The following is an 18,527-nucleotide window of genomic DNA, read 5'->3' as shown; positions in this document are numbered from 1 at the left end:
AAGGCGGGAGTCAAAATGAAGGAACCCATCACTGAACGTACGCCGCTAGTCATCGCGGCTGAGATTAATAGGATTAACAACAGACTTGTAAAATCATGCCTACCAATGCCATCGAGATCGGTAAGCGCTGAAGGAGGCCAAGGACCTGCTCCCCCATGGAGAATGGGGAAAATGGCTGGTGGAATCGGTGAGCTATTCTCAACGCACAGCCAACAAGCTTATGCAGCTTTTTAAAGAATATGGAGATAAACTATTCGCTGACGGCGCTGCCGACGGCAGGTCAAATTCGCCGGCGCCGGCGAATTTGACCTACTACCAGGCTCTTCTGCTGCTGGGGATTTCGGAAGATGAGCGGGAGAAATTTATCCTGGAGCATGATGTTAAGAATATGACCACCCGTGAGCTGGACCAGGCGCTCAAAGAACGAAAGCAAATCTCTCCGGAGAAAGAGCAGGCTCAAGTTACGCCCCTGTCCGATAATCCTGGGGAAATCACAATAGAATATCGAACTGTCAAAAAAACCGACAAACCAATAAACGGGCCAAAAACTGCAGCCTCCCAAACCTTTACCACGAAGCATGAAGAAAGATGCATCGCTTGCTGCCAAACGATCGCAGATGCCTTCCAGGAGCTGCTGGAAGCCCTCGGCCAACTGGCCAGACTTGATCTGGCGGTAAAAGAAAAATGCAGTAAAGACGCGAGCCGGCTTGCTGAATATATGGTCGAAAGGCACTGCAGGAGTCCGCGTTAAAGTCCCAGTGTGTGAAGCTACACAACTCAATCCTCAGCACTTTTGTTCAGTTTAGTACTTGAATTTTAGAATAATATTGTTTTCGGTTCGTCGGTGAAAGAATAGAAGGTTGCTACTCCTTCAGATATGTAGAAAACTTCAAAAGCAGGATTATCTGGGGAGTTGTATATGATGGAAAGATTTGGCATTACTTCAAAAGCTTTAGCCTTGGCACTTATGTTTGAATCAAATACTGCTTTGCCCTGTATCCTGATCCACTGACCATTTCCAGACATAGCACAGATTTCAAAGAAGGGATTAGAAGTTAATTGTTTATAAACAGCCTTTTGGTTGCTAGTGCAAAAATAAAGTTTGCCTTCATGTTCCATGATAAAACCAAATGGGCGTACTCTTGGCTTAGTGCCATCAGTTGTTGAAATATAGAATGTTTTAGCCTCGGTGATAAAATTTAAAACCGAAATCATAATCTTTACCTCACTTTTATTAAATTTGTAGCGTGTCAGAAGTGGTATTAAGCTTTTCCATATATTCATTAAGACCATTAGTAAAGTGTATGAAGTAATCAGGAACACCTGAAACAGGAATCCAGAAACTCGTCCAGTTGATGCCGTTTCTTTCGCTAACAGCAATTTTCGGTTCATTTGTGGTAAGTGACTGTATGGCCTGACAACCTTTGTGTAACTCAGGATTTTCTTGCACCAAACTCTAACAGTTTTAATCCTATTATCAGTATTATGAAGGGCCTCTATAGCTTCACTGGGACAGTGGAGAGGGAAGCCTGTCTGGGGACATAAGTTGGTAAGTACTACAGCGAATGCTTTACTAGATACGCAAATTTTATTAGGTATCATTCTTTGGGTCTTTGGAGCAAAGCCGTCGATAACCCATCTACTTTTAGTGATGGCAGCAGCAGTTATGGCTCATTACAGTTATACTGCAGAGAAGCGTTATGGCAGTAATCGTGCTACTTTAGTAAGTGCATGGGGAGCAGTAATACCTGTAATCATTCTATATCTCTAATGGACGTGAGAATATAAAAGTTTAAATGCTTATTATAACCAGCAATTTCTATTCAAATACCCGCCGCCTTAGCCTAATAGCTAAAATGGCGGATTTTGTGGTTTCAAACTAATTTATTGTTTTTCGGGAATCAAGGAATATTTTTCGATAAGAATAAACAGAGCAATACTTGTAAAATAAACTAGCATCGTATAGAACAGATTCCATCCATCCTGAAACACCAAAATATTCAGTTTCACGAGTATGAATTGCCCTACAAATGCAGTAATGAATGGTACTATACTCCAGTACCATTTCTCAAATGCACATACAAATAGTACCAATAATAAAGTTTCAACTAACTGATAAGTAAAAATAAACATGGTACTAGACAAGTACATATCTTGAACCCAATTCACATTATAGTATTGTTTTCCTAAGAGCAGAATTACTGGAATAGGAAAGTGTAGAACGACAAAACCAACGAAGTAGAATGTACTAATTCGATAAAATCCATACTTAATGTTACTTATCTTCTTAAACCAAAATATGGAAATGATTTGGTAGATAAAAATTGCTAGAGCTGTCATGTAATATTTCCACCAATGATGCTCATATATACCTAGTTTTAAAAACAAATACTCCAATAGTAAATATAGAACGGTGATTAAAAAAATCCACCCATATCCTAACGAGCATGCTGCGACCAAGAGAGCTGTGCCGGGATAGAAAGTCGAATTAAGTATAAGATGCCCTAAAATATTTTGGGCCCAAGGGTTTGTGTATATACCAGTTTTATAAGCATAACTATTAAATAAACCAAGTACTACAAATTCGCCTATCCATGTAACACATAGAGAAAATAAGAAAAATACAAGAAAAGTAGAGAGCTTGATGTCTCTTTTCTTATATACAGTAAATGCAGTAATTCCCAGTCCAATTATTCCGAGCAGATAATACCAATATATGCTTGCCATGAATACCTCCACTTAAATCCTCTGGAAAATCAATAATATTTAGCTTACCCTAGCTTTATTTAATCAATCCAAACTTTTTTGATCGCGAGAAGGTTCATATTATCTTATCTAAAGGTCATTCAACATATAAAAGTGTGTCCCCTTCATATTGAAGGGAGCACACTTTTATATGTTTGGAGATTAATTAAGTCCTATGAAAGGCCACCAAACTTGTGCAGTTATTATCATAACAACCAATGAAGCTATAGTGAGCCAAAAGCCCGCCCTTAACATATCCATAGAAGTGTATACACCAGTAGTATAGGTTACGACACTGGGAAGGGTTTGGACGATGAGAAGAAATCCAAATAATGTAGCGATGTTTATTGTTATCGCCACCAGGAGTGGATTTACTCCTAGTTTTAGGGCGATTTGCAACATGATTGGTGTTAAAGTCAGAACGACAGTAGAAATGTTCGTAACTACGAGGTGATAAAAATGAGTTAAGAGGATTAGTAAAAATACTAATAACAGAGGGGTAGATAAACCTGTTTGCAGTCCTTGAAAAGACAACAATTCCCCTGCTAGGAAATCTGCGGCGCCGGAGTTATTGAGGGCGGAGGCCATAGATAAGCTAGCACCTATCATAATGATAGTTCCCCATTCGATTTCTTTCAATTTATCCCAGCCAACAATCCCGATACCAGGTAAACCCATGAAAACAGTGGCTAATATTGCAGGGACAGCAGTTGGTAATTTATGAAATGATTCAGTCATCCAAAGAACGACGGTTACAGCTAAAATTATGAGACACTTCTTATCTTGACTGGATAGCTTTCCTAATTCCTTTAGTTCAGTACGTAACTGATTGACCTCTAAATATTTTGTTTCGGGAGGAAACAACGTTGGAAGGATCAACCAGGTAATCGGGATCATAAATAGCCATATGGGCCAGGTGATCATGAACCAAGTGAAATAGTAAATGTCTTGCCCAAGAATATTTTTTATAAGATCAGCCGTTAAAACATTTGCCAGAGCAGCTGGCAACAGACCTACTCCACTTATACTTGCCCCAAAAGTAAGCCCAAGGATTAATAGCTTTGCAATGTTTGAGCTCAGGGACAGCTTCATTGAAATAATGACTGCCATTACTGCAGGCAATAGAAGAGTTGTTCGTACGGCAGTTCCGGGAATGAAAAAGCTCAATATCTGTGGAGCTAATAAAACACCCAATAAAACCCCATAAATACTTCCTCCAAATCGGATAATGGAGTAATTGGCAAAGCGTTTCCCGAGAGTGGTACTATTAACTCCTTGAGACATCATAAATCCAGCCATGATAAGGAAAGTTGATCCATTAGAAAACCCGCTCAAAGCGGTATCAAGAGAGGTAGCATTAAGGATGGGAAGAGCAGCAATCACTAATAGAGAGGTTAGTGCCAGAGGGATTGGTTCCAATACCCATAACCAAACCGAGGCCCCCGTTATGCCAATTGTGGAGCGGAGGGGCCAGGAAAGATTATCGGGAAGAGTAAAGATGATTAATAGAAAAATAGGAAAAACAGCTAATAATTCTAGATAAACTTGTGTTTTAGAATACATCTCAAAACTCGCAATCGTCAGAAATTTTAGTTCGAAAAGTATGAATATAGTTTATCATTAATTCTAGAAGAGGGAAGTCTTTTGACCATATTGGTTTAAATCCAGCTTACTTTTGTTAAAACTTAATCTATAAGTCTTTATAGCGTGAAAAAATGCTCAACACATTAAAGGAAAGTTAAGGTTTTTGTCGAATAATGTACAGTTGAACATTTTAAACGCAGAGGAATGGTGATTTTTGGCTCGTTTAGAAGATGAACTCACAAAAAAGAATACTAAAATCAATGGGTATACTAATATTTGGCTTAAGTTATTTGAATGGATGCGTACTCTTGTCATATCTGGGCTGGGGCTTAAGTACAGCGTGTTTATATTCACGACTTTGGTAATGTTAACTAAGTCTATCCTATTTATTGGGCTTATCAATAATGAGAATGCAACCAAGTATGATTACATGAAAGCTTTTTATAGTTTCAGCTCTTCCCCTCCTTTAGAAGTTTATACCTTCTTTATCATTATACTATTGAGTTTCGCCTTTATATTTAAGGGTAAGGCCCGTTTTTGGTTTCTGTTTAGTTGTAATGCCTTATTTTCCACTCTGCTGATTACCGATTTAATGTATTACCGAGGGTATAGTAGCTTTGTTACTCCATATTTGCTAAGCCAAACAACAAATCTGGACAATCTTTTTAGCAGCGTAATATCAATGCTTCGCCAAATTGATTTATTATTTATCCTGGATCTTTTGATTTTATTTGGTATCGGCATAAAGCATAAGACCTTGTATGTTAGGACTCAAAGAAATATTTATACTCTCTTTATCCTTTTTGGACTTTCAGTATCGTATATTTATTATCAGCATGTCCAATTGGATATTAAAGGTAATGACGGCGAGATGTTGTTTAGAGTTGCTTGGTCTCCAAATCAGACGATGTCAAATCTTTCGCCGCTAGGGTACCATGGTTTTGATATTTATAACTATCTTAAAGACAGTAAGGATGCTGAATTAAAACCCGAGGAAAGTGAACAAATCAAAAAATGGTTAGATCAAAACCAAGAGAAACTGCCAGCAAATGAGTATAAGGGAATATTCAAAGGTCAGAATCTCATTATGATTCAAGTTGAGTCGCTCGAGACATCTGTAATAAATCAAAAGATTGATGGGCAGGAAATCACTCCAAATCTCAATAAACTCTTAGCGAATAGTTATTACTTTCCTAATTTCTACGAACAAGTTTATAATGGTTCAAGCTCTGATGCCGATTTATTGGCTAACACTTCTGTTTATCCAGTTCGTACTGGTGCTACCTTTTTTCGATTCCCTTACAATACCTATAATTCTTTGCCTAAGATTTTAAGAGAGGATGGGTATAACACCTTAGCTATTCATCCAGATAAAGGTTCATATTGGAATTGGATGCCTGCCTTGACGGCCATTGGTTTTGAAAAGACGATGGACGAATCACGATTTAATTTGGATGAGAAAATTGGCTTAGGGCTAAGTGATGGAAGTTATTTCAGACAATTAGCGCCTATAATTTCAGAACAGAAACAGCCTTTCTACAATTTTATGGTAACTTTAACAAGCCATAACCCCTTTGACTTGCCAGAACAATATCGATCGCTCATATTAAGCGAGGAGTTCGATAAGTCAAAGTTAGGTGGTTACTTCCAAAGTATTCGTTATACCGATGAACAGCTTGGCATTTTTTTAGAGTCACTTGATAAAAGCGGAGTATTAGATAATACAGTGGTTGTGATCTACGGGGATCACACAGGAGTGCATAAATACTATAATGACGAAGTCAAAGCAGTTCAGCCGATTGAAAGCTGGTGCCTCGATGACAGTAAACGAATCCCGCTTATTATCTACCACAAGGAAATGAACGGACAAGAGATCCCGACTACAGGAGGACAAGTTGATACTATGCCCACGATAGCCTATCTGTTGGGAATTAATGAAGACCGTTACAGTAATACCGTTTTTGGACGAAATTTGCTCAATACCAAAAAGGATTTTGTCGTTTTAGCTAATCGACTGTACATGGGAGAATCAGAGAATAGCACAGAATTCGAGAATCATATCAAAGGAATTGATATTTCAGATCTCGTGATTCGAAAAAATTACTTTAAAGAAGCCGGATATAAATAAAGAGGACTTTGACATTTTACAACGAAATACAATAGTCATTCACTTCTATGTCGTGAAAGTATAGGAATGGTGGTGCCTAACTTTGGTAGAAAAACAGCGCGTTATTCAAGAATACGTCCCAGGAAAACAAGTGACAATGGCCCATATTATCCCGAACCCACAAGGAGATATTCATGAACGATTAGGGATTGTGACTGCAGGCGCCATTGGAATCATGACGATTACTCCCAGTGAGGCTGCGATCATTGCTGCGGATGCTGCGAGCAAAGCAGGGGATATTGAACTTGGGTTTCTAGATCGCTTTACGGGTTCTCTAGTGATTACAGGGGATGTTTCCAGTGTTGAAGCAGCGTTACGAGCTGCCGTAAATACTCTCGTTAACATTTTAGGGTTTTCAGCAGCTGAGGTGACAAGAAGTTAATGGGTAGAATACTTCTTATTGGGGGAATTGGTGCAGGTAAAACCTCTTTGAAGCAATTGCTTTTGAATGAGCAAGTTAGCTATCAAAAAACACAGATGTTAGATTTTTCTCATACTTTTATTGATTGTCCGGGTGAATATCTTGAGATCCCCCGCTTTTATCATGTTTTAATCGATGCGAGCCACCGGGTCTCAGAGATCTGGGCACTTCAAGATGCTACGAAACAAAGGTCATTTTATCCTCCCAAATTCTCAAAGGTTTTTCGCAAGCCCATTATTGGAATCATCACAAAGATGGATTTGCCCAAAGCCAATATCAAACAAGCAACTGCTTTTTTAAATTATGCAGGAATTGAAGAACCTTTTTATTCAACATCCATCATGGATGAGGTAGGAGTTGCTCCTTTGCGTAAGCGATTGGAGGAGTTGAATGAATTGCGCAACCATTAGGGACATATGTATTGAATACACTAACCTCACCGAAGAAGATATTAAGATATTAGAATCAATGGCTCTTCAAATTCCAAATACTGCTGAAATGACGGGGACAGACATCTTCATTGATGCCCCCCTGAAAGACGGAGTAGATGCCGTAGTATTAGCATGGGCCTGCCCTAAAAATAGATCGTTGTATAGACATAGTGTCGTGGGTGAATTAGCCTTAGCTACCAGCGAGCCTGCGGTTTATCGAACACTAGAGACTGGTGAAACTTCTCGTGATGTTCGAGGAGTCAGCCAAGAGGGGATTCCAATAGCCCAGACAGTTGTAGCTATTCGCAATCCTGTAGATGGCGTGATAGGTACACTTATCATGGAAAGAGATATTTCCGAAGAATTAAGACAAGAAGAGCAAGTAGAGTTTTTGACGCAAACGGCCGAACGACTAAGTAACACGCTAATGCACTTGTCAATGACTGGTTCACAGTTTGAAAATTGGGTTGGAAACGGAATATTTGTCCTAAATAAATATAGTAAAATTACTTATGTGAATAAAAAAGCCGCAAAGATTTATCAGGATTTTAAGGGCTTTGAGGCTCTTGGACAAGATTTCTTGTTTGGCATGTTCAATTGTTCTACATTAAATGAGCTATTAGATACTCTGCAAAACCCAGCCGAGTTTTGTATTCTAGATAAGAGCTATCTCTTTGAGGCGTATCCCTTGGTGACTTATGGAGATTTAAGCGGGTGTGTAATATCTTTTAGAGATATTACAGATCTTCGGGAAAAGGAACGAGAATTAAGTGCTAAGAGTACAGTCATCAGGGAAATACACCACAGAGTAAAAAACAATCTTCAAAATGTTGCAGCTTTGCTTCGTTTGCAGATGAGACGATCGGATTTAGACATCGTCAAAGCAGAGTTTTCGGCAAGTATCAATCGAATTATCTCCATAGCAATGGTCCATGATGTTTTTGCCTGCCAAAACTGTGATTCCGTTGATTTAAAGGAGCTTTCTCAGCGTATTTTAAGCGCATTATTAGAAAGCTCTATGTCACCCGAACAGAGCATTAAGGCCCATGTTAATGGACAAAACCTTCATTTGCCCAGCATTAAAGCTGTTCCTCTGGCTCTCGTCATTAATGAACTCTTAACGAACAGTTTTAAACACGGGGTTCGTCTCTTAGAAAAAGGAATTATTACACTTGATATTATTGAGAAAAAGGGACAAATACATCTTACAGTAAGAGATAATGGACCAGATCCAGAAGTTCCTTTTGATAAAGTTAAGCAACGACGCTTGGGTTTGCAAATCGTTGACTCATTAGTGGGAGAACAATTGGGTGGAGAGTTCAGAATGGAACGAATAGACGGAATGACGGTTGTAACAGTAAGCTTTCCAAAACATAGCTCGGAGGGACAGTTATGAGCGAACTATCCATATTGATTGCGGATGATGAGGCCTTAATTCGCTTGGATATTAAAGAAATGTTACAAGGGGCTGGTCATATAGTTTGTGCAGAAGCAAACAATGGCTTGAAAGCGGTTGAGTTAGCTAAATCTTTCGCTCCAGATTTAGCAATTCTCGATGTAATGATGCCAGGGTTGGACGGATTGGAAGTCGCAAAGATCTTGCACTCTATGAATATACCTGTCATATTGTTAACAGCCTATAGTCAGTCCAAATTTATTAATAGAGCAGAAAAAGTTAGTGTGTACGGCTACCTTGTTAAACCTATAACCGAACGTGATCTTTTACCTGCAATTCAAATTGCTTACGCTCGTTGGAGAGAGATGCAACATGTACGCTCAAAATTAGAAACGACTCAGCAAGAATTAAATAGTCAAAAACTAATTTCTCGAGCTAAGGCAATTCTGGCAACTCGTGAGGGAATAAGTGAATATGAAGCTCATCAATTACTAATCCATCAGGCCATGGATTTGAGAATTACAGTGGTTAAACTTGCTGCACAAATTATAAAAATGGCAGTTTAGATCAATAAAATGACTTTTAAAAAAATTCTATAATACAGTGCTCACAAAGAAGGAATAATGAGTAAGATGGCGAATAATATCTATTTATAGATGAGACCATTCTTACCTAGTGAAGATATTTGTTTTACAAAGGAATAGCGGGCAATAATGCCCTTTATTACACCCTGAGTTATCGGGGGTGTGATAAAGGGCATTAATTTTTTTCTACTTGAAAAGAAAGGAGTAAGAAGCATGTAAGTTATATGCCCTTGCTAGGTATCAAGTGTTTCATCTAATAAAATTAAAGGAGGTTTTTCTGTGACAACGGAGACTAAACTTGTAACTCCAGGATCAGACGCACATTTGTCCAGAGTACTTAAACCAATTCACCTATGGGCTCTTGCAGTAGGCTTAGTCATCTCGGGAAACTATTTTGGCTGGAGCTATGGATTTGGTGCAGGTGGGCCTATGGGATTAGCCCTTGCTCTAATTCCAGTTACGATCTTTTATGTAACATTTATTTTGTCATACTCAGAGCTGGCAACAGCAATACCTCATGCTGGTGGTCCTTCTGCGTATGCACGTAGAGCAATGGGACCATTTTGGGGATATATGAATGGTATCAGTTGTCTAATTGAATTCGTGTTTGCTCCGCCTGCTATTGCATTGGCTGTAGGTGGGTACATTAACTTTCTCATTCCATCCGTACCAACATTGACGGCAGCTGTCGCCGCTTTCTTATTTTTCATTTTTGTGAACTACTTGGGAATGAAAACCTCAGCTATGGTAGAATTAGTGGTTACCATTATTGCGCTGGTTGGTTTAGTTATTTTCTGGGTTGCCGCAACTCCTCACTTTTCGATGGCAAGAGTCATGACAGCACCTCTCCTTCCTTTTGGAATGAAAGGCGTTATGGCAGCCGTTCCTTTTGCAATCTGGTTCTATCTCGCTATTGAAGGAGGAGCCATGGCTGCGGAAGAAATGGTGAACCCACAGAAAGATATTCCAAAAGGTTTCTTAAGTGGTATGGGAACTTTGATGGTCATGGGCTTTTTAACTCTCTTCCTGACGGCAGGTATTGCCGATTATAACTTAGTCTCAGCAGTAGACTTTCCTTTGCCCATTGCTTTAGCCCAAGTCTTTGGCGAGAATGCCTTTATTGTTGTTTTAGTGAACATCATTGGTTTATTTGGCTTAATCGCTTCTCTGCATGGGATTATTGTGGGTTATTCACGTCAAACTTATGCGATGGCTCGAACTGGCTATTTGCCAAAATTCCTCGCCTATGTTGACCCTAAACGTCATACTCCAGTCTGGGCATTGTTAATTCCTGGACTCGTTGGATTGGGTGTCGTTCTCACGGGTAAGACAGCAATTGTGATTACCATTGCCGTTATTGGCTCGGTTGCTCTGTATATGCTTAGTCTAATCAGTCTGTTTATCTTACACGCCAAAGAACCTAATCTAAAAAGACCATTTAAAGTATGGTATCCAGTAATCCCGGCCATTAGCTTTATTATAGGTATTTTTCTGACGATAAGTGTCGTTGTTTCAAGTGTGCCAGCTTTGAAATGGGCAGCGCTTGTTTATGTCATTGCCATCGCCTACTACTTCATTTGGGGCAATAAGAATATCAGACCATTTGAAGAAGAGTTCGGTGTTTTAGATGAACTGGATGCCTAATATGTATCCGGGGAGAGGAGCCATCTTAATACAATGGCGTTAGAGAAACATTATGGCTAAAGAGATGACTCTAGTCAGTGTGGGGATCGATGTCGGGACAACAACGACTCAGTTGGTCATTTCGCAACTCACCTTAGTCAATGTAATGCCAGGCAGTCAAGTACCAAAAGTAGAAATTACCCATAAAAGTATTTCCTATATGGGTAAGGTTCACTTCACTCCCTTTGAAGATCGCAGGCATGTTGATGGTACTGCGCTTCGAGAAATTGTCGCTAAGGAATATGAGAAGGCAGGAGTGAAGCCTGAACAGATTGACACAGGGGCTATTATCATTACTGGGGAGACCGCTAAAAAGGAGAATGCCTCGGAAATCATTCATTCTTTAGCAGATTATGCGGGAGATTTTGTTGTAGCGACGGCTGGACCAGATCTCGAAAGTATGATTGCAGGGAAAGGATCGGGCGCCGAGGCGCTCTCCAAGCGCTTACACGCGTGTATTGCCAACATTGACATCGGTGGAGGGACTACGAATATTGCTTATTTTGATCGAGGTAAGTGCATAGGGACAGCGTGTATCAATGTTGGCGGCCGCCTTTTTGAAGTAGATCCAATTTCGCACCGCTTAACTTACGTTTCCTCACCCGCTCAGAAGATCATAAATTATTGTAATCCGAACAATAACCTAGTTTCTAACGGGAATGACTTAGTTCTGATAAAAAACTGCTTAAAGAGTATGGTGGAATGTGTCGAACGAGTCATTTTTCAAGAAACTCTCCTGCCTCAGGACAATTGTTTGGTAATGACGAATTTGTTGCCGGATGTTAAGATCGACGGCGTGGTCTTTTCTGGAGGAGTTGCAAAATATATTTATTTGCCTGGAATCAAGGAATGGTGGATTCACGGAGATGTTGGCCCACTCTTGGCAGAGGCATTTCAGGAAAGCCGGATTAATAAATCCCTGCCCGTACATGAGGGGGCTGAAACAATCCATGCTACAGTGCTCGGTGCAGGAGCCCACACTGTGAATGTATCAGGATCGACAATTACGGTTAGCGAGCATACACTTCCGGTACGAAATGTGCCTGCAGTGTACCCGGAATTGGATATGAGGGGTAAGTTTTCTTGGCTTAAAGCCGCAGGGAATTACACTGACTCTTTATACAGAACAGTCGCTCTGATAGTTCCACCTTTGCCTAATACGGACTTTCAAACGATTCTTAGCTTAGCTGAAACTCTTGCCTACGAATTGCCATTAATCAAAGGAGAGCCTAAAGTAATCATCGCCCAACAAGATATTGCTAAAGTACTGGGACAAACCCTGCAAAGACTTCTTCCTGCCAGTCCTTTGGTTTGTTTAGATGGCATAGAGCTGGCCTTTGGAGATTTCCTGGATATTGCTAAACCTTTACCGTATCAAGATGCAGTGCCAGTGATTGTAAAAACTCTAATTTTTGCCCGATAATACTTTTCCACAGAAGGGATGTGAAATCGTGAATCTGAAGACACGACTTTTTGGTCAAACCTTTAAGTTTAAAGATGTAAAAGATGTTTTGGCTAAAGCAAACGAAATTAAGTCAGGAGATATTCTCGCCGGGATCGCGGCCGAAGATGCAGCAGAGCGGATCGCGGCCAAACGAGTCTTATCGGAATTAACCTTGGAAGATTTACGCAGGAACCCGGTTGTACCACTGGAGGAAGATGAGGTGTCACGCATTATTGATGCCGATGTCAACGAACCAATCTATCATACAATTAAAAATTGGAGTGTTGCAGAGTTTCGGGAGTATGTTCTTAGAACCGAAACTAATGGATCTGCCCTCCATAGGATTAGTCGCGGTCTCACCTCAGAGATGGTCGCTGCAGTGGCTAAACTCATGAGCAATCTCGATCTGATATTAGGTGCTGCCAAAATTCAAAATTTGGCTCATTGCAATACGACGATTGGCAAAGCAGGGTGTCTGGCTTCCCGGCTTCAACCGAATCATCCTACTGATGGGGTTGATGGAATTTTAGCCAGTTTGCGTGAAGGATTGTCCTATGGTGTAGGAGATGCAGTGTTCGGACTTAATCCAGTTGACGACTCTGTACCCGCAACCATCCGTAGCTTGGAAACCCTCTACAATTTTGTTGAGGAGTGGCAGATACCTACTCAGGTTTGTGTTTTAGCGCATATTACAACTCAAATGAAGGCCTTGCGAAAAGGTGCTCCGGTTCATTTACTCTTCCAATCTATTGCAGGGTCTCAGATTGGAAACGAAGCTTTTGGGGTCACTAAAGAAATCTTAGACGAAGCGTATACCCTGGGATTAAAAGAGGGGCGTGCAACTGGACCTAATATTATGTATTTTGAAACAGGGCAAGGTTCTGAGCTTTCATCTGAGGCACACCATGGTGCCGACCAAGTCACCTTGGAGGCACGCTGTTACGGTTTAGCTCGTCATTACAACCCCTTTTTGGTGAATACGGTTGTTGGTTTTATTGGTCCGGAATACCTTTATGATACTCGACAAGTGACTAGAGCAGGTCTGGAAGACCATTTTATGGGTAAACTTACGGGCTTGCCAATGGGGGTTGATGCTTGTTACACCAACCACATGAAAGCAGACCAAAATGATATTGAAAATCTTGCGACTCTACTTGCGGCGGCAGGTTGTACTTACTTTATGGGGATCCCTATGGGGGATGATGTTATGTTAAATTACCAGTGCACTAGCTACCATGACATTGCGACGTTGAGAGAACTTTTTAACCTAAGACCGTTGCCTGAATTTGAAGCTTGGGCGGAATCCATGGGAATCCTGGCTAAGGGTAAGCTTACAGCCCGTGCCGGTGATGCAACGATATTCACAAGGTAAGGGGGGGATAAGAAAATGAGCTTAGAAGATAGTGTTCGCTTAATCGTTGAAGAGTTGCTGAAAGGAATGGAAAAGGGAAAAATCCAAAGTTCAAATAATAAATTACCTTTAGCAAACTCATCAATTATGGACGAATGTGAGATAACAGATTTAGCAGAAATCGATTTGCAGCGTTATTTACAAGTGCCCAATCCGGTTAATAAGGAACTTTATGAAGAAATGAAGCTTTCGACACCTGCTCGTATCGGAGTATGGAGAAGTGGACCTCGTCCATTGACGGATACATTACTTCGTTTTCGCGCAGATCATGCAGTAGCGCAAGACTCTGTGCTCGGTGTTGTTCCGGAAGAATTTCCTGCAAAATATAATATGGTTTCCATTCAAACCCTATGCAAGTCGAAAGATGAATATCTTACCCGGCCTGACTTAGGAAGAAAACTTGATGACGAGAACTTACAGATTCTCGCCAAAGGATGCCTAAAAGAAGCCATGGTCCAAATCATTGTTTCCGACGGACTTTCTAGTAAAGCGGTTGAAGCTAATATTCCTAATCTTCTTCCAGCCTTAACTCAGGGCCTTGAAGGAATGGGTGTGAGACTAGGCACTCCAATCTTTGTTCGAAATGGTCGAGTGGCTGTAATGGATACTATTGGTGAAGAGCTGAAACCTGAAGTCGCTGTAATTCTAATCGGGGAACGTCCTGGATTGGGAACCGCTGAGAGTATGAGCGCCTACATGGGATACAATCCGCGACTGGGTATGGTCGAGAGTGAGCGAACCGTGATCAGTAATATCCATAAAGGTGGTACTCCGGCAGCGGAAGCGGGAGCGCATTTGGCCAGCTTAATCAAAAAGATTCTAGATGCTAAGGCATCAGGTGTTAATCTGGAGTAGAGGCCGGCAACATGTCCTCTTGGCATGATCAATATAGATTTAATGATTAATTTGATAGGTGCTTGTCACAAAAGGTGTTCTATGGTTAATTTTGGGTTCCTTTAAATGGAGAGTAAAATTAAAATTAATGATGTTTACAATTTGTAAAAACAAGAGAGTGAAGGGAGAGAGCACAATGGCTATAAGAGCAGATCTCGTAGCACTGGGTATGGTAGAAACACGCGGAATCGTTGGAGCCATCGAAGCAGCCGATGCCATGGTTAAAGCTGCTAATGTAACCCTAATTGGGAAAGTAAAAGTAGGAGGTGCCTTAGTTACGGTAATGGTTCGAGGAGATGTCGGAGCCGTCAAGGCCTCGGTTGATGCTGGAGCCGCTGCCGCTGAGCGAGTTGGAGAGCTAGTCAGCTGTCACGTCATCCCGCGTCCCCATCCGGAACTCGAAGACATCCTGCCTAAACTACCAGTCATCGAAGAAAAGCCGAAAACTAAAAACGCTGAGAACACAAAGTGAACTCGTTAATTAGTTAAATCGTCGGAACTTATAATCCGGCATTAATAGGGAGGGAAACCATGATAGAGCCCATTAAGCCAAAAGTATTAGCAGTCAGATTAATACCTAATGTGGCCCCTGATCTCGCCGAAAAATTGGGCCTAACTGGCTATCAGCGTTCCATCGGCATGATCACTGCCGACATTGATGATTCAACCTACGTAGCCTTAGATGAAGCGACGAAAAAAGCTGAAGTCGAAGTCGTCTATGCCAAAAGTTTTTATTGTGGAGCAGCTCGAGCTTCAGGTCCGCTGTCTGGAGAAATCATCGGAATTTTAGCGGGCCCAAATCCAGCCGAAGTACGTGCCGGAGTTGATGCCTGCATTGACCATCTGGAAAATGAATGCTTCTTCTATACCTGTGATGGAGGAAAAACCGCATGGTTTCCGCACACTGTCTCGCGAACCGGAAGTTATCTCTCTAAACTGGCAGGAATCCAAGAAGGGGAGGCCCTGTCTTACCTTATCGCGCCTCCAATCGAAGCAATGTATGGTTTAGATGCGGCACTAAAAGCGGCGGAAGTTACAATGAAAGCATTTTACGGGCCACCCACAGAAACTAACTTCGGCGGTGGGCTTTTAACCGGTTCACAAAGTGCCTGCAGATCTGCCTGTGAAGCCTTCCAGCGAGCTGTCATCGACGTCTGCGAAAATGGCCTGAAATTTTAGCAAAAAGGGAGGTGCAGCTAGTATGGAACTCGATCGAGACCTTTGTTCCTTACAAGAAGCCCGAAATTTAGTACGAGCTGCGCGCGAAGCCCAAGAAGCTCTTAAAGACTTCACGCAAGAACAAGTGGATCATATCATTGACATGATGCGCGAAGCGGGCGAAGCAAATGCAGCACGATTGGCCATGATGGCTGTCTCAGAAACGGGAATGGGAAATTACGAAGACAAATGCTTTAAAAACTACTTCGCTTCCCGTACTCTGTATGACTTCATAAAACCTATGAAAACAGTGGGAATCATTCGTGAAGATCACGAACAAAAGCTATGGGAAATCGCCGAACCCGTCGGAGTTATCGCAGGGATTATTCCTACGACCAATCCCACTTCAACGGTTATCTATAAAGCCATGATTGCCCTTAAATCCCGCAATGCGATCGTCTTTTCCCCGCATCCCAGTGCTGTACGATGCACAAACGAAGCCGCAAAAATCATGCATCAAGCTGCCGTCGCGGCCGGTGCTCCAGAAGGCGTAATCGGATGTATTCTAAATGTCTCTATGGGTGCCACTAACGAACTTATGAAACACCCCAATGTCGCTATGATTCTGGCCACTGGTGGAAGCGCCCTAGTCAAGGCAGCCTACAGCAGCGGAAAGCCAGCCCTAGGCGTTGGCCCTGGAAACGTTCCGGCCTTCGTCGAACGGAGCGCAGACCTCGCCAAAGCTGCCGAATATATCGTCATGGGAAAAACCTTCGACAATGGAACCATCTGTGCCTCTGAACAAGCCGTCGTTGCTGAAGACTGCATTGCTGATGAACTCATAGGCCAACTTAAACGATTTGGCGCGCATTTCCTAGACTCTGAAGAGGTCAAAAAAGTCTCTAAGGTCGTTATGCTCTCAAACGGAGGTGTTAATCCCAAAGTTGTTGGGAAAGACCCAAAGTTTATTGCCCAACTAGCAGGAATTAATATCCCTGAGCGAACTAGATGCCTAATTGCTCCCTTAAGCGGCGTTGGTCCCCAATGGCCTTTGTCCTACGAAAAGCTCACCACTGTCCTAGGATTTTACCGAGTTGCCGACTGGCATGAAGGGTGCGAGCGTTGCTTCCAACTTTTAGAAGCTGGCGGAGTGGGCCACAGTCTTGCCATGCACAGTAACAATGAAGAAGTTATACGAGAATTCGCCCTCAAAAAACCAGTCAACCGATTGCTCATCAATACCCCCGCAGCCATGGGAGGTGTCGGAGCAACTACTGGCCTAGCTCCTTCATTTACCCTAGGGTGTGGAACCTGGGCAGGATCGAGCGTCTCAGAAAACGTCACGCCCCTGCACCTGCTCAACATAAAACGGGTCGCCTGGCATCTGCAAATCCCAGACCGCAAACCCGTTGAACCCATGACCTCTGGGGGAAGTAATGAGAGAGCCCAAATTCAGAATCAGGCTCAAACACCGCAAGTTGATGCCCGGTTAGTTCAAGAAATCATTAAACAAGTCATGCAACACTTAAATAAGTCATGCAACACTTAAATAAGTGAAAAGTTAACGATGCAAATTTTAAAGGTTGACTAGAATTCGTAATAAGATTTGAAAAATGTCTAAAAAGACTTAAAAAATGTGACCCGAGCTTTGAATTACGAATACCGAATTACAAAATATCGATAAGGCATGGTGCATGAGTCTCGATTACGAACAACCGAATATATCGAAACTAGGAAATGGGAGGGAATAAAAATGGCACAAGATCGAAGTGTAATAGCACTAGGAATGATAGAAACCAAAGGACTAATCCCGGCGATCGAAGCAGCTGATCAAATGTTAAAAGCGGCCAATGTCACATTGTGCGGAAAAGAGCACGTCTCGGGTGGATTGGTCTCAGTCATGGTACGAGGGGATGTCGGAGCTGTCAAAGCCGCCGTTGATGCCGGAGCTGCAGCAGCCCAACGAGTCGGAGCACTCCTCAGCGTACATGTTATACCGCGCCCCCACCAAGATGTTGAGTATATATTACCAGTCGGTGACAACAAAGGTTATGGGGAATAATAAGTAAACGTCAAATGTTCGAGCCAGAAGTAAAAGGAAATATTCTGACCTCTGGCTTCTGACCTCTGACTTCTGTAATGAGGTGAGGACTTGATCGTCACAGAGTATGAACTAAGAGCCAATTGGCATAAAACCAAAACAAAAATTATTACATTACCGCCTGGGAGCGTAATTACTCCTTCGGCGCGAGACTTTATCCGCTCTAAGGGAATTGATGTCCAAATCGAAGGAAACGGGCTTCAGGATATTCATAAAAGTACCTTTTCCAGTGCAAACCAAAGCATTGATAGAAGCAACAGACTGCAATTCTTTCAAGAACCAAATGTACTTCGTGAAACCCAAAATCAAACTCAAACTCGAACCCAAGCTATAGCTCAAGCTCAAACAAGTATTTCTTCGGGCGTTAAACCCGAACACATGACCCATTTGCGTACTGGGGCCTTAGTCGCCAAGACACATCCGGTGATTGTCTACCGAGGGCAATTGGACCTGTTTCAATGTGAACTTGTCGAAGCCCAAGGCTTTTTCCTGCAGGCAGGGGAAGAGG

At 41.9% G+C, this 18,527-nt stretch carries 17 protein-coding genes and 2 pseudogenes; 16 read left to right on the top strand and 3 right to left on the bottom strand.

Annotated elements, in window-relative coordinates; genetic code table 11:
- Positions 1–15 precede the first annotated feature (15 nt).
- A pseudogene (locus M8E35_RS24940) lies at positions 16–730 on the top strand (DUF3102 domain-containing protein); the annotation flags it as partial.
- A gap of 86 nt (positions 731–816) precedes the next feature.
- On the opposite strand, the gene M8E35_RS24935 reads toward M8E35_RS24940, so the two are convergent.
- Positions 817–1,215, bottom strand: coding sequence for a pyridoxamine 5'-phosphate oxidase family protein (locus M8E35_RS24935; protein WP_252473678.1), 399 nt, complete (start codon positions 1,213–1,215; stop codon positions 817–819).
- Between the two features lie 331 nt (positions 1,216–1,546).
- On the opposite strand from M8E35_RS24935, the gene M8E35_RS24930 reads away from it, so the two are divergent.
- Positions 1,547–1,771: a hypothetical protein gene (locus M8E35_RS24930; protein ID WP_252473677.1), complete on the top strand. Its 225-nt coding sequence runs from the start codon at positions 1,547–1,549 to the stop codon at positions 1,769–1,771.
- 113 nt (positions 1,772–1,884) lie between these two features.
- Here the strand turns inward: M8E35_RS24930 and M8E35_RS24925 are convergent, their stop codons facing one another.
- Together M8E35_RS24925 and M8E35_RS24920 are read right to left on the bottom strand one after the other, a co-directional pair.
- Entirely contained in the window at positions 1,885–2,727 is an 843-nt protein-coding gene (locus tag M8E35_RS24925; RefSeq protein WP_252473676.1) for a hypothetical protein, read from the bottom strand.
- A 180-nt stretch (positions 2,728–2,907) separates the two neighbouring features.
- On the bottom strand, positions 2,908–4,308 hold the full coding sequence (locus M8E35_RS24920; protein ID WP_252473675.1) for an SLC13 family permease: 1,401 nt from the start codon (positions 4,306–4,308) through the stop codon (positions 2,908–2,910).
- A gap of 235 nt (positions 4,309–4,543) precedes the next feature.
- On the opposite strand from M8E35_RS24920, the gene M8E35_RS24915 reads away from it, so the two are divergent.
- From M8E35_RS24915 to M8E35_RS24850, 14 genes and pseudogenes are all read left to right on the top strand, one after another.
- On the top strand, positions 4,544–6,457 hold the full coding sequence (locus M8E35_RS24915) for an LTA synthase family protein (protein ID WP_252473674.1): 1,914 nt from the start codon (positions 4,544–4,546) through the stop codon (positions 6,455–6,457).
- Positions 6,458–6,539: 82 nt separating this feature from the next.
- Positions 6,540–6,878 carry an ethanolamine utilization microcompartment protein EutS gene (gene eutS / locus M8E35_RS24910; protein WP_289711008.1) on the top strand — a complete coding sequence of 113 codons (339 nt, stop codon included), beginning with the start codon at positions 6,540–6,542 and terminating at the stop codon, positions 6,876–6,878.
- Positions 6,878–7,327, top strand: a complete 450-nt coding sequence (locus tag M8E35_RS24905; RefSeq protein ID WP_252473673.1) for a EutP/PduV family microcompartment system protein — start codon at positions 6,878–6,880, stop codon at positions 7,325–7,327. The genes eutS and M8E35_RS24905 overlap by 1 nt, the downstream gene beginning before the upstream one ends.
- Complete coding sequence (locus M8E35_RS24900; RefSeq protein ID WP_252473672.1) at positions 7,308–8,744, top strand: sensor histidine kinase; 1,437 nt, start codon at positions 7,308–7,310, stop codon at positions 8,742–8,744. Before M8E35_RS24905 ends, M8E35_RS24900 begins: the two co-directional genes overlap by 20 nt.
- Positions 8,741–9,310 carry an ANTAR domain-containing response regulator gene (locus M8E35_RS24895; protein WP_252473671.1) on the top strand — a complete coding sequence of 190 codons (570 nt, stop codon included), beginning with the start codon at positions 8,741–8,743 and terminating at the stop codon, positions 9,308–9,310. Before M8E35_RS24900 ends, M8E35_RS24895 begins: the two co-directional genes overlap by 4 nt.
- A 297-nt stretch (positions 9,311–9,607) precedes the next feature.
- Positions 9,608–10,972 (top strand): ethanolamine permease, encoded by a 1,365-nt coding sequence (eat, locus tag M8E35_RS24890; protein ID WP_252473670.1) that lies wholly within the window; start codon positions 9,608–9,610, stop codon positions 10,970–10,972.
- Positions 10,973–11,024: 52 nt separating this feature from the next.
- Positions 11,025–12,434, top strand: a complete 1,410-nt coding sequence (locus M8E35_RS24885; protein WP_252473669.1) for an ethanolamine ammonia-lyase reactivating factor EutA — start codon at positions 11,025–11,027, stop codon at positions 12,432–12,434.
- Positions 12,435–12,462: 28 nt separating this feature from the next.
- The gene (locus tag M8E35_RS24880) at positions 12,463–13,827 is read left to right on the top strand and encodes an ethanolamine ammonia-lyase subunit EutB (protein ID WP_229249859.1); all 1,365 of its coding nucleotides are present in this window, start codon (positions 12,463–12,465) and stop codon (positions 13,825–13,827) included.
- Between the two features lie 15 nt (positions 13,828–13,842).
- On the top strand, positions 13,843–14,721 hold the full coding sequence (gene eutC / locus M8E35_RS24875) for an ethanolamine ammonia-lyase subunit EutC (protein ID WP_252473668.1): 879 nt from the start codon (positions 13,843–13,845) through the stop codon (positions 14,719–14,721).
- A gap of 175 nt (positions 14,722–14,896) precedes the next feature.
- Positions 14,897–15,232, top strand: a complete 336-nt coding sequence (locus tag M8E35_RS24870) for a BMC domain-containing protein (RefSeq protein ID WP_073033548.1) — start codon at positions 14,897–14,899, stop codon at positions 15,230–15,232.
- 59 nt (positions 15,233–15,291) lie between these two features.
- Positions 15,292–15,939 (top strand): ethanolamine utilization microcompartment protein EutL, encoded by a 648-nt coding sequence (gene eutL, locus M8E35_RS24865; protein ID WP_073033547.1) that lies wholly within the window; start codon positions 15,292–15,294, stop codon positions 15,937–15,939.
- 22 nt (positions 15,940–15,961) lie between these two features.
- Positions 15,962–17,467 carry an acetaldehyde dehydrogenase (acetylating) gene (locus tag M8E35_RS24860; protein WP_252473667.1) on the top strand — a complete coding sequence of 502 codons (1,506 nt, stop codon included), beginning with the start codon at positions 15,962–15,964 and terminating at the stop codon, positions 17,465–17,467.
- A 204-nt stretch (positions 17,468–17,671) separates the two neighbouring features.
- Positions 17,672–17,980 (top strand): BMC domain-containing protein, encoded by a 309-nt coding sequence (locus M8E35_RS24855; RefSeq protein ID WP_252473666.1) that lies wholly within the window; start codon positions 17,672–17,674, stop codon positions 17,978–17,980.
- 90 nt (positions 17,981–18,070) lie between these two features.
- Positions 18,071–18,527: pseudogene (locus tag M8E35_RS24850) on the top strand (phosphate propanoyltransferase); the annotation flags it as partial.

Source organism: Desulfosporosinus nitroreducens, from assembly GCF_023897015.1.
Lineage (GTDB): Bacteria > Bacillota > Desulfitobacteriia > Desulfitobacteriales > Desulfitobacteriaceae > Desulfosporosinus > Desulfosporosinus nitroreducens.
The sequence above is the reverse complement of the archived record's forward strand: the minus strand, read 5'-3'. Positions and strand labels throughout refer to the sequence as shown.